The sequence below is a fragment of the Collinsella sp. HCP28S3_E12 genome, from assembly GCF_052065595.1.
In the GTDB taxonomy this organism is placed as follows: Bacteria; Actinomycetota; Coriobacteriia; order Coriobacteriales; family Coriobacteriaceae; genus Collinsella.
Genome location: NZ_JBQHTS010000009.1, coordinates 49,949 through 62,559 on the forward strand (window position 1 = coordinate 49,949; position 12,611 = coordinate 62,559).

A 12,611-nucleotide genomic window follows, 5' to 3' on the forward strand; every position below is an offset into this window, starting at 1 on the left:
CGCTCTGTATCTGTCGAAACACTCGGCCGCAACCGCATTTGACGTCCCCCTTACCTGCTCGTCCAAGTTTCACGTCAAGATGACCGCCCCGCCCGCCACGGTGTAGAGTACATGCTGCGAGCGCACCCGCGTTCCTGCGGCAATACGAGGTGGACATGGAACTCGACAAACAACAGATCAAGCGACTACGCAAACGCCATCACCGGCGCCACGGCATTCGACCTGCCCATAGTGAGGCCCTGGAGAACACCGGCCGCTTCCTAAAGCGCGCATTCAACATTCGCGAGGGTCGCGCGCCCTATCACGTGATTCGCAAGCGCTTTGTAAACGGGGCGCGGCTGACCGGCTCGCACTTATGCATCCTCATCATCGCCATGCTCATCGCGAGCATCGGCCTCGATATCGACTCGGACATTGCCATCGTGGGCGCCATGCTCATCTGCCCACTCATGGGCTCGGTCCTTGCCATGGCATATGGCATCGCCACGCTTGACCGCGAGATTGCCGTCGAGGCCGTCGCCGGCCTCGCGCTACAGATGGCCTTTTGTCTGATCACGTCCACGCTGTATTTTAAGCTCTCGCCCCTTGGCACCACCACGGCCGCCATCATCGACAACTCGACGCCCACTGTGTGGGACCTTGCCGTCGCGCTCGCGGGCGGCTTTGCGGGCGGGCTGGGCAACTCGCGTGACCAGGAACCTGCCACGCTTATCGCCGGCGTGGCCGTGGCGACCGCGCTCATGCCGCCCCTGTGCGCGGCGGGCTATGGCATCGCCATTGCAAGCGGGTCACTGTTTCTCTCGGCGCTTTATGAGTTTGGCATCAACGTGGTCTTTATCGCACTGGCTGCCGAAGCCGTGCTGCTTCTTTTGCGCGTGCCGCTCAAGCGCGACCTGAACGGCGACGGTATTGTGACTGCTGAAGAAAACGCCGAGGTCAACGAGCTATCGCGCAAGGTGCGCCGCCGCATCATCGTGGGCACGGTGATCTTTGCCATCCCCTGCATTATTATGACGGCGGGGTCTATTGGCTCGGCGCAGGCCGGCGTGCAAGACGGCTACGGCGTCACTGAAACCACGCGCGAACTTGCGGCGGTGCTGCCGGGCTTTAAGGATTACACCGTCGCCGTCGAGACCTCGGCTACCGAGGGCGACAAGGAGGGCGTTGTCGAGCGCCAGACTGTCGCTCGCGTAACGACAAGCGAGACGCTCGGGGCGCACGACCGCCGTGTTGCCCGCAAGCTCATCGACCTCAACGTGCCCGAACTCGATCGCGTGGAGTTTGACGTGAAGTGATGCGGAACGCGAGGTAGGCCCGGTACGAGCGCGCGCAGCCACGGAGCACAGGCACAGCCAAGCGCAGCGCTACAGCTCGTACTTGTACACGCGGTAGATGTACTTCTCGGCTTCCATCTCGTACGTGGCAATGGGCAGTCCATAGCGATCGTACTCGGCAAAGGTCTTGGCTATGCCCGATGCCACGAGCATGCTATTCGAATCGCCGACGCGCTGCGCACTACTTACGTAACCTGAGAACGGTACTGCGATCTGGTCCACAAGCTCGTAGGTGCGCGCGGTCTCGTCCACCGTAAAAATGCGCCCAAACGAATGCGTTCCCTTGCTGTAGTCGGTCACTACCGCAGCGCCCAGCTGGCCCCAGTCGAACTTGGGATAGCTCTCGGCAACACCAAAGTTGTTGTCGTATAGCAGCACCTGGTAGCGACCAGTCGCGGTCGTCTCGTCGTTTGGCAGATAGGTCACACTATGCTGGCCTGCGTTGAGCGAAAAATCGCCTTGAGCCTGCAGCAACTTGTCCTCAAAGCCCGAGCCGGCCCAAAACTCTGGCGAGCCCATAAGCCAATCGACCGTAGGCGTACCGTAGATATCCGTGAGCTTGATGACCGTTGAGGTCTCGCGCGAGCTGAGCAAAACGGTGCCGCCGCCGAGCCACTGGATCGTGTTGATGTGAATCCAATCCAGGTCGCCGTCCGAGGCAACCTTGGCACTTGCCTTGAGGTCGGGGAATATATCGCCCAGGTCCACGACGAGAGAGACGTCACCTGTTGTTATGTCGACCTTAATGATGAGGTCCTCTACATTAACGCGATCATCCTTATCTTTTTTGGCAGCCGCGCGATCGACGTCCAAATCGGCTTCGGAGCCGGCGTGACTCGCCAGCACCAGCAGGTTGCCATCGTCATCGAAAGCGTAGTCGTGGTGTAGCTCGTAGTCGCCCGTGCTCCAGACGTTTACCACCTGGCCGATGGCGTTGATCTGGGCCATCTTGGTAGTCGAGACGCTCATGATCATGCTACCGTCGCCCGGGAACAGCAGGCGGTGGCTGCGGTAGCCGACAATCGGCACCTCGCCGCGAATCTGGCCGTCGTTGTCGTAGAGGTACATAAAGTCGAGCTTGGACGAGTCGTTGCCCAAGATGGCAAAGAGACCATCGGCAAGCGGCGTATTGGACTCCCCCGACGTGACGACGAGCTGCTCTTCTTCCTCGCCTTTGAGAGCCGGCGTCTTGACCGTGAACGTCGAGGTGCGGCTGATACCATCTTGTGCCGTGCAAGTGATGGTTACCGTGTTTTTGTGGTTGGGAATGAGGCCGATGACCTTGAACTCGTGTTCCGTGGCCGGCGCATCGCCGCCGTGGGGCGTATGGGAAAACGCGGCGACCTTGGGCGTGTCACCAGTCTTTTTGCGACCGGCGACCTTGTAGGAGACGGTTACGGAATCCGTTGTCGCAAAGCGAACGTAGCAGCTCAGGGTATCGGTGCCAAAGGGATCCTGCGCGATAAACGGAGTGGTCTCGTTGTAGCCGCCGTCAGCGTACTCGGCATCGAGCCGCTCCTTGATGGCCGCCTGCTTCTCGACGTCGTAGGTCGCGACAATCTGCTTGTGGAGTTTCTTTTGCTCGTCAGTGAGCTCGTTGCTCGCAGTAGATGCGGCGCCCGTGCCGGCCCCGCCGACCGAGCAGCCCATGAGCCCTGTCCCGGCAAGCGCCAGCGTGCCCGCCGCACCCGCAAGAGCCGCTCGACGCGAAAACAGCCTGCTGCCCTTGTCACTCAATTCCATATCGTTACCGTCTTTGAATACCATTGTTGTTCCCTCATATACCACGGCGTTTGCCCAGCCCTGTCTAATTATGACTCGCAGTTTAACAAACGCCCCTTAATGCAAGTTTAAGCTTGTAGCGATACGGAAACGCGGAGCGCGAAGGGAATCCGCAACCCTTCCGCTCCCAAGTGATCAATCGGGGCGGCCGCGATGGTGCTCGATCCAGTCCACGGCAAAGTCGACAAGTTCGCGTTGGCGCATAAAGCGGATTGTCCCGTTGCCGAGCGGCGCTGCGGCGCACTGACGCTGCAAATGATACGTTTCTCAATGTTGCCGAGGAATCTTTTTAGTACTTGAAGAAGCCCTCGCCCGAGCTTTCGCCCAACTTGCCTTCGTCGAGCATCTGCTTGAGGACGGATGCCATGGCCTTAAAGTTGTAGGGCATCATCATCTTTTTGAGCAGCGGGCTCACCAAGCCCGGCACCTTCTGATACTGCATGACGATGTTATAGGCCGTCTGGATGCCCACGGTGTCGAACACGCGGAACGGGCCCTTGGGCGCGCCAGTGCCGCGCGTCCATGCGAGGTCGATGCTCTTGGGGTCGCTGACGCCCGAGACGTACAGATCAAGGCCCGAAAGCAGCCACGGCACCAGCATGGAATTGAGCAGATAGCCGTTCTTTTCCTTGTTGACGGGCAGGGCAAGCATACGGATATCGCTGGCAAAGTCGACGAGCTCATCGAAATAGCGCTTGTCGGTCTGGTCCTGAGCCATGACCTCGGTCATGTTGTTCTTCCAGATGGAGTTGGCAAAGTGCAGCGACAGGTACTTCTCGGGGCGGCCGGTGTACTTGGCAAAGGTGCTCGGCAGCAGCGTGGAGGAGTTCGTCACGACAACGGTCTTTTGCGGGAGAACCGGGGCGAGCTTCTTGTAGAAGTCGATCTTTGCCTGGGTGTCCTCGGCCATCGACTCGATAACCAGATCGGCGTCGGCCACTGCCTTGGCAAGATCGAGCTCTAGCTTGAGTGTGGAGTAGGCACGCTCGACGGCGGCGAGCGCCGCCTCCTTGTCGAAGGGCTGGTCGCTATCGGCGATACCGGCACACCACTCGCCCGTGCCGTCCGCCATGCCCTCGATAGCCGCGATGTACTCCTCGCGCACATGATCGATCTTGGGCTGAGTGCGGCCGATGCTGCCCTCGCTGCGCAGCCAGATCGTCACATCGAAGCCGCAGTAGGCAGCCTGAAAGGCAATCTGGCTTCCCAACACGCCGCCACCGGCAACACAAACGGTCTTGTAGCTCATAGGAACAGTCCTCTCTTACGTAATTCCATGGATGTGTATTTATTCAACCGTAAGGATGACGCGCGCTGGGGGTGGGTTCCATAAACGGACGGTAATTTGCGGCGAACGGCTACATATGTTCATTATCTTAGGGTTCCAAGAGCGATTTTTGGTGCCACTGAGACGTCGCATTCGGAAGAGGTGATAGTTGGGGCGTTTACGCAGCGTATGTCCAGCAAAAACGGGTGGTAGCCGGCACGACTACCACCCGTTTGTCTCATATCTAGCACATAGGCAGGCCAACTACTTCTTAATGCCGCGTCCCAGACGCTTGGCGACCGATGCAACGGCCTCCTCGCTGGCCGAGCCACAGCTCACGCAGCCATCATGGTCACGCATCTGGCCGGTGACCTCGTCCATCGCGAGCGGCGCCACCTTCTCGAGCTTAAAGCCCTTACCGGCGCGCATGTTTTCCTTGGCCACGCTGATCATGAGCTTAATGCGGTTGAGCTGGTTGACCTCGGACGCGCCGGGGTCGTAGTCCACTGCGACAATGTTGCTCTCGGGGTGCTGACGGCGCAGCTCCTTGATCACGGCCTTGCCCACCACGTGGTTAGGCAGGCACGCAAAGGGCTGCGTGCAGATGATGTTGGGCGCGCCATGGTCAATCAGGTCGAGCATCTCGGCCGTGAGCAGCCAGCCTTCGCCCATGTTGTTGCAAACCGAAAGCACCGTACGGGCCTTGTCCGCCATGGTGCCGATGCGCTCGGGCGCCTCAAAGCGGCGGGACTTTTGGAGCAGCTCCTCCACCGGCGTACGCATCCAGTCCACGAGCTTGATGAGCGCCTGCATACCAGCGCGCGTGGTTGCAGAGCTTCCGAGCTCATCCTTCTGCAGCTCGGCGTTGCTCATGGAGTACAGGAAGAAGTCGAGCAGGCCCGGCACCACGGCCTCGCAGCCCTCGCGCTCGATAACGTCGACCACGTGGTTGTTGGCTGTGGGGTGGAACTTGACCAAGATCTCGCCGACCACGCCCACGCGCGGCTTGGTGCCCTCACCCACGAGCGGCATGGTGTCAAACGCGCGGATGGCCTCGCGGCACAGCTTGGTGTAGTTGTGGCGGTTGAACTTGGGCGCCAGCTTGCGGGCGCGCGCCATGTACTCCTCGTAGAGTGCGTTGGCGGCACCGGGCGTAGCCTCGTATGGACGACAGCGATAAAGCATCTGCATCATCACGTCGCCAAAGAGCACCGCGTAGACTGCCTGCTTAAGCAGCGCCGGCGTAATCTTAAAGCCGGGGTTGTCCTCACCGAGCGCCACCGCCGAAAGCGAGATTACCGGAATCTCGGGGTGGCCGCTCTCGCGCAGGGCCTTGCGGATGAGTGCGATGTAGTTAGTGGCACGGCAGCCGCCGCCGGTCTGGCTGATAACCACGGCCGTCTTGGACAGGTCGTACCGGCCGCTCTCGATGGCCTCCATAATCTGGCCGGTCACCAAAATGGATGGATAGCAAATGTCATTGTTCACATAGCGCAGGCCGGCCTCGACGGCGTCGTGATCGGTCGAGGGCAGCAGCTCCAAGTTGTAGCCGGCACCGCGGAACACCTCTTTGACCAGGTCAAAGTGGATCGGCGCCATCTGCGGGCACAGGATGGTGTAGCCCTCCTCGCGCATCTGCTCGGTAAAGGGCACCTTGGGCCACGCGGTCGATGCGCTCTCGCGCTGAGCCTCGAACGTGTACTTGCGGCTCGCGAATGCGGGGGCATCCGTGGAGGGAGCCACCGGCGCGGCATCGCCCTGCTCGTAGGTCTCGCCCGCGGCCGCGGCCTCGGCCAAGCGCTCGGCCTCCTGGTCCTTAAGCGCGGCCATGAGCGAGCGGATGCGGATGCGCGCGGCGCCCAGGTTGGACACCTCGTCGATCTTGAGCACGGTGTAGATCTTGCCGCTGGCCTCCAGGATCTCCTGTACCTGATCGGTGGTCAGGGCGTCCAGGCCGCAGCCGAAGGAGTTGAGCTGGATCAGGTCCAGGTCGTTGCGCATCGTCACAAAACGGGCGACGGCGTACAGGCGGCTGTGGTACATCCACTGGTCGACGACGCGGATGGGGCGCTCGGGCTTCACGAGATGCGCAAGCGAATCCTCGGTAAAGACCGCAAAGCCAAAGCTCGAGATAAGCTCGGGCAGGGCGTGGTTGATCTCGGGGTCGTTGTGGTAGGGGCGACCGGCGAGCACGATGCCGTGACCGCCATGGTCCTCGACCCACTTAAGGGTCTCCTCGCCCATGGTCTGGATGTCCTCGTGGAAACGCGCATCGGCCTCAAAGGCAGCGTTGACGGCGGCATCGACCTCGGAGCGCGTGATCTTGGGACCGCGCACGCGACCGCGACCGGCTTGCGAATCGGCCACGCGGTCGACGGCAAGCACCTGGTACAAGCGGCGCTTGAGCTCGGTCTTGTCGTGATAGGGCACAAACGGGTACAGGAACTCGATGTTCTGCTCACGGATCTCGTCGATGTTGAGCGCCAGCGCCGTGGGGTAGCTCATGACGATGGGGCAGTTATAGCAATTGCCAGCCGTCGGATCCTCCTTGCGCTCCCAGCGAACGCACGGCATCCAGATAAAGTCGACATCGCGGTCGATAAGGTTCATCACGTGGCCGTGGCTCATCTTGGCCGGATAGCACACGCTCTCGGACGGCATGGACTCGATGCCCGCCTGGTAGGTCTTCTTGCTCGACTGGTCGGACAGCTGCACGCTAAAGCCCAAGCGCGTAAAGAACGCGTGCCAGAAGGGATAGTTCTCGTACATGTTGAGTGCGCGCGGGATACCCACGGTGCCGCGCGGGGCCTCGTCGGGGCTCAGCACCTCGCGATTAAAGAGCAACTCGTTTTTCTTTTTGAAGAGGTTAGGGGCCTCGGTCTTTTGCTTTTTGTGGCCGGCGCCCTTCTCGCAGCGGTTGCCGGTAATGAAGCGCCTACCGCCGCCAAAGTCATTGACGGTGAGCTGGCAGTTGTTGGAGCAGCGACCGCAGCGGACGTGCTTTTGCGTCACAGTGAGGTGCGCGATGTCCTCGGCCGAAAGGATGGTCGAGGTGCCGTCGGCGCCAGCGCGATCGCGGGCGAGCAAGGCCGCACCATAGGCGCCCATGCAGCCGGCGATGTCGGGACGCACGGCGTGAACGCCGGTGAGCTGCTCAAACGCGCGCAGCGTGGCATCGGACATAAAGGTGCCGCCCTGGACGATCACCTGGCTTCCGATCTCCTTGGGATCGCGCAGCTTAATGACCTTGAACAGGGCATTCTTAATGACGGAATAGGACAAACCGGCCGCGATGTCGCCCACCGTGGCACCTTCTTTTTGCGCCTGCTTAACACGCGAATTCATAAAGACCGTGCAGCGACTGCCCAGGTCCACCGGAGCCTTGGCATGGATGGCGGCGTCGGCGAACGCGCGCACGTCCATGTTCATAGAGACGGCGAAGCTCTCGATAAAGCTACCGCAGCCCGACGAGCAGGCCTCGTTGAGCATGATGTGCTCGATAACGCCGTCCTTGACGCGCAGGCACTTCATGTCCTGACCGCCGATGTCCAGGATAAACTCGACGCCGGGCAGGAATGCCTTGGCGCCGCGCAGGTGCGCGACGGTCTCGATCTCGCCGGAATCGGCCTTGAGGGCCTCGATGAGCAGCGCCTCGCCGTAACCCGTGGTGGTCACGTGGCCGATGGTGCAGCCGGCGGGGATGTGGTTGTAGAAATCGGCCATGATGACCTTGGCCGTACCCAGGATGTCACCGTTGTTGTTGCCGTACCAGGTATGCAGCAACTGGCCGTCCTCACCCACAAGCGCGGCCTTCATGGTGGTGGAACCGGCGTCGATACCGATGAACACGCGACCGGTGTAGCCTTCGAGCTTGCCCTTGGGGACGACCTCGGTGTCGTGGCGGGTCTTGAACTCGGCAAAGTCCTCGTCGGTGGCAAAGAGCGGATCCAGACGCTCGACCTCGGCGCCCTGTGTGTCACCCAGGGCATCGATGGCCTCGATGAGCTGCGGGAACGTGCTGAGCTTATTGGACTCGTGCGCCATGGCGGCACCGCTCGCCACAAACAGGTGAGCATTTTGGGGCACGATGCGGTGCTCCTCGTCCAGGTTGAGCGTGAGGTAGAAGCGATGGCGCAGCTCGGAGAGATACTGCAGCGGGCCGCCCAGGAAGGCGACGTTACCGCGGATGGGACGGCCGCACGCCAGGCCCGAGATGGTCTGGGTCACGACGGCCTGGAAGATGGAGGCGGCCACGTCCTCGGGGCGGGCGCCCTCGTTGAGCAGCGGCTGGACGTCGGTCTTGGCAAAAACGCCGCAGCGGCTGGCGATGGGATAGATGGTGGTGGCGTTGGCCGCGAGCTCGTTGAGGCCGCTGGCGTCGGTGTGCAGCAGGGTTGCCATCTGGTCGATGAACGCGCCCGTACCGCCGGCACAGGTGCCGTTCATGCGCTGCTCGATGCCGTTATCGAAGTAGATGATCTTGGCGTCCTCGCCGCCCAGCTCGATGGCGACATCGGTGGCCGGGATGAGGGTCTCGACGGCGCGCTTGCTGGCGATGACCTCTTGGACAAACTCCAGGTCGAGCCACTGGGACAGCAGCAGGCCGCCCGAGCCGGTAATGGCGCAGGTCATTTGGGCCGTCGGCAGCACGGCCGCAGCACCCTCGAACAGATCGCGGGCGCAAGCGCGGACGTCGGTGTGGTGGCGCTGGTACTTGGCGTAGACGAGCTGGTTGTCATCGTTGAGCACGGCGAGCTTGACGGTGGTGGAGCCAACGTCGATGCCCAGGTGCAGGTTGCCGTGGGCGGCCTCGGGGTTGAAGATTGCGCCTTCGGGGGCGTGGGCGGCGGCTGCGGGCTCGCTAGCGACGGACGTCTCCCCTGCCGCGTTCTTGGCATCGGCAACTGCCTCGGCAACTTTCTCGGCAGCCGCGGTCGCGGCCTTCTGCGCGGCGTCCACCACGGTGGGCGCAGCCTCGCGTGCGGCGGCGACCATGCGGTCCTTGATGCCCTCGACGAGTTTGCTCATTGTCTCTCCTCTTAGTTGTTGGACTCGACGGTTACGGCGGTGTCGGCCGCGTCCTCGAGCTGCAAGTTCAATAGCTTCATGCCGTACTCCGGCACGTTGATATCGATGGGTTGGCCATACAGGTCACCAGGGCGCACAAAAGCGAGCACCGTCATCATGCGCGCCATGGCCTCGGGCGATTCGGTGAGCCCACGCTCAAACCAGCGCTGAATCATGCCGACCTCGGCACTCACGACGTAGGTGACGTAGTAGTCAAAGAACGTGCCCAGCGCCAGGCCCAAAATGCCCGTCTGTGCACGCGGCACCACAGCCTCACGCGCGGTGTCGATAATCCTTTTAATGAAGGCCTGGTCGCCGCCCGGACCCAGCAGAGCACCGATCAAGTCGCGGTTGGCCGCAAGATAACGCAGTAGCTCAACCGAACCGGGCGCCGGCTCGAGCTCATCGATGTTGTGATAGAGATCGGGCAGCCGAGCTGCGGTGATGAGCTCAATACGCTCACGGATCTCGGCCAGCAAGCCGTCCTCGATTTGATTGATAAAGTCGGGGATATCGCGGTAATGCGAATAGAACGTACGGCGCGTAAGGCCGGCGCGCTCGGTGAGCGACGCGACGTTAATGCGCGAAAGATCGCCGCTTTCGGCTAGTTCGCTGGCAAGTGCCTGGCGAAGGGCACGCTGCGAGCGAAGGGACCGGCGATCGCATTTCTCGAGCTGGGACAAGCGTCCTCCTTGTTACTCAGCCTGTGCGCTATTGCACAGTGCGAGTATTATTGCACACCGTGTGTATCAACACGTAAAGGCAATATTTGGATGCGACGAAGGGGCAGTCCCTTTGTCACATCGAGCCGCTGCTTGGTCCCGTTAATGGGACCAACAATCGCCACGCCCGTTTCATCATGCCGGTAATGATCGATAAGGAGGCCGACATGAACAATCAGGCATGCGATGGCATCACCGATGCCGGCAAGGACCTCGTCCTCAGCTGCATCAAGAGCCAAGAGCTGCGCGACCACATGCGTAAATACCTATACTGGCCAGCGCCAATCATCGCCGGCTCTCTTAAGACGCTTGATGAAAAACGCACCATGCTCGAGCAACTCCGCAAGGAGGTTTCGCCGGAGCTGGTCGAAGATATCGATTCGCATCTCGCCCAGCTCAACAGCGCACTCGATATGCTCCACAACATCGAGCGCGACCGCGGAATCCTCCTGCTATACGTCATGGTCTACAACGAGGAGGAGCGCGACGCCGGCGCCCTCGACGGTCCCTTCCCCACCGCATCGTGGGAGGCCGCGCAGGCACTCATGAAGCGCTACATCGAAGAGTATCCTGAAGACGACTGGTCCGAATCGTACTGGAAGATCGACCTATACACCCCAGAAGACCTTCACGAACATCAAACGGCGCAGTCCTCCCTGGCGTTTGCGGCAACCAAGGATGGCGAGCTTATATTTCTCCGCGATCAGCGCAATAACCGCACTCGCAAATCGTATGTCGAAAGCGCCTGGCGAAACGATAGCAGACGGTTCTGCAACAGCAACGAACCCATCTATACGCCGTGGGTCCCAGGCGACATCCTCAAAATCGACGGTCGCCCCTTTGATCACGGGCCTCGCTTTGCCATTGTGCTCGAAAACGACTACGAGCACACGCTCCGGGGACAGATCTGGTGCGCAGGGCCTAGTAAAGATCACGGCGTTAAGGAGGGTTCACTTTCATCCGGCACCTACAGCGACAGTCTCCTGGACCCCTTCATCCCCTCCGCCCTCTACACCGCCGAGTGCTACACCGGTGAGCTGCCGGACGACTGCGCTTTTATGCTCGAGCTTTCGCAGATGCTGCACGACAGCCCCGACTACGGCAAGCAATGGTCCGAAGGCTCGGTCGGACATGACTGCCTTCAGCCGTATCGCAAGCCCGCCAACCAAAGCGAGCTGGATATTCGTCCGGACATCTTCGAGTTTTTAGACTCGCACAGTATTAAGGAGCATCTTCAACGAATCAACTACGAGCTCACCACGCCCGTAGCGGCTTTCATTGTCAATTGCTCGCATAAAGCAACGCTGCAGCAAAAGCTCGAAGGCTGGCAAAAGATCATCGACAATATGCCCAATTGCGCCATGAGCCGCAGAAACGACACGGTCAACATCCCGGACTTCCATGCCTTTCTGCGCAATGCCATCAGGCAGGAGCAAAGAAAGCTCGCACACTTTATAAGGACGGACGGTCTGAGCCTGTATTTCTTTGATGACTACTCATGGGACCGGCGCGGGCAGGGCGGCTGTCTTTACGGCCCGTACAGCAGTTATCAAAAGTGCTTCGATGCCATCTGGAAAGAGCTCGACGGTGACGATCCCAAAGCCATCAGGATCACTCGTCGTCCCATCGACCCAGACGAAGACCACTATGCCGACGACATGGTCTTACTCAATGCGAACGGCGAAGTAATGTCTTGCGATTACCGCAACAAAAGCGAGTGGGACGAGGCGGGCACCGCCAGCGATTTCGAGGACATGTGGTTTGATATCCCAACGCCCCTCCATGCCGGAGACATCGTCTGCAACCTCCAACGTCCCGACAAGCCGATGGTGCTGTTTGACCTGCAAACTTGGGGATCCGAACGAATCGACAAAGAGCTGGCCTCCTCCGTCTACAAAGAGCGCCTCGTTCAAAAGGCCGACAAGCTATTGCGCTGGCACCGATATGACGGCGACACCAGCGACATGTACGCCTACGGCTGCCAAGTCTCATCCGCCTTGCATTTCCCCTTCTACATTGGGGAGCCTGAGGGCTTTCTTTTGGACATCGACTATTACCGCAAGCCGCTCAAGTCAGAGGAGCGAATCCTTTACGGCGTCAGGGCATATGTCAAAGGCGACCTGGCGGTTGATTCGCTCGCCGCAATGGCCAGCGCATGCGAGCTACAGGCGCTGGCGGAGAAAAAGGCGCGTGGCTTCGAGGATGTAGACGGTTGGCTCAAGGACCGCTACCCGGAGCTGTTCGATGCGACGGCCGATCCCTTCTTAGAGGGAGGTTGCACCAGTTACGCTTAGTTTTTGAAACGCCCCTACCGATTGTCCTTTCAGTACGCGCACACTCATGTACCAGTGCGTTTCCAAAAGTATGTTTGACGCGAGATTCATATGGGACCCGTTAATGGGACCACAAAGCACAACCTCTGATGGATGCTAACGGCAA

The 12,611-nt window shown here is 60.5% G+C and carries 7 protein-coding genes; 2 read left to right on the top strand and 5 right to left on the bottom strand.

The window, feature by feature from the left end; genetic code table 11:
* The first annotated feature begins 155 nt into the window (after positions 1–155).
* Positions 156–1,295, top strand: a complete 1,140-nt coding sequence (locus ACTNBY_RS05100) for a DUF389 domain-containing protein (RefSeq protein WP_441015161.1) — start codon at positions 156–158, stop codon at positions 1,293–1,295.
* A 69-nt stretch (positions 1,296–1,364) separates the two neighbouring features.
* Here ACTNBY_RS05100 and ACTNBY_RS05105 read toward each other — a convergent pair whose 3' ends face one another.
* The 5 genes from ACTNBY_RS05105 to ACTNBY_RS05125 all read right to left on the bottom strand — a co-directional run bounded on the left by ACTNBY_RS05105 (position 1,365) and on the right by ACTNBY_RS05125 (position 10,426).
* Positions 1,365–3,101 (bottom strand): aryl-sulfate sulfotransferase, encoded by a 1,737-nt coding sequence (locus ACTNBY_RS05105; protein WP_441063656.1) that lies wholly within the window; start codon positions 3,099–3,101, stop codon positions 1,365–1,367.
* 304 nt (positions 3,102–3,405) lie between these two features.
* Entirely contained in the window at positions 3,406–4,365 is a 960-nt protein-coding gene (locus tag ACTNBY_RS05110) for a 3-hydroxyacyl-CoA dehydrogenase (RefSeq protein WP_154514839.1), read from the bottom strand.
* A 282-nt stretch (positions 4,366–4,647) separates the two neighbouring features.
* Positions 4,648–9,411 carry an acyl-CoA dehydratase activase-related protein gene (locus ACTNBY_RS05115; RefSeq protein ID WP_441063658.1) on the bottom strand — a complete coding sequence of 1,588 codons (4,764 nt, stop codon included), beginning with the start codon at positions 9,409–9,411 and terminating at the stop codon, positions 4,648–4,650.
* A gap of 11 nt (positions 9,412–9,422) precedes the next feature.
* Positions 9,423–10,133, bottom strand: a complete 711-nt coding sequence (locus ACTNBY_RS05120) for a TetR/AcrR family transcriptional regulator (RefSeq protein WP_154514843.1) — start codon at positions 10,131–10,133, stop codon at positions 9,423–9,425.
* A gap of 47 nt (positions 10,134–10,180) precedes the next feature.
* Entirely contained in the window at positions 10,181–10,426 is a 246-nt protein-coding gene (locus ACTNBY_RS05125; protein ID WP_441015167.1) for a hypothetical protein, read from the bottom strand.
* On the opposite strand from ACTNBY_RS05125, the gene ACTNBY_RS05130 reads away from it, so the two are divergent.
* A complete protein-coding gene (locus ACTNBY_RS05130) occupies positions 10,427–12,466 on the top strand; it encodes a hypothetical protein (protein ID WP_441063660.1) in 2,040 nt (679 codons plus the stop codon).
* Positions 12,467–12,611 lie beyond the last annotated feature (145 nt).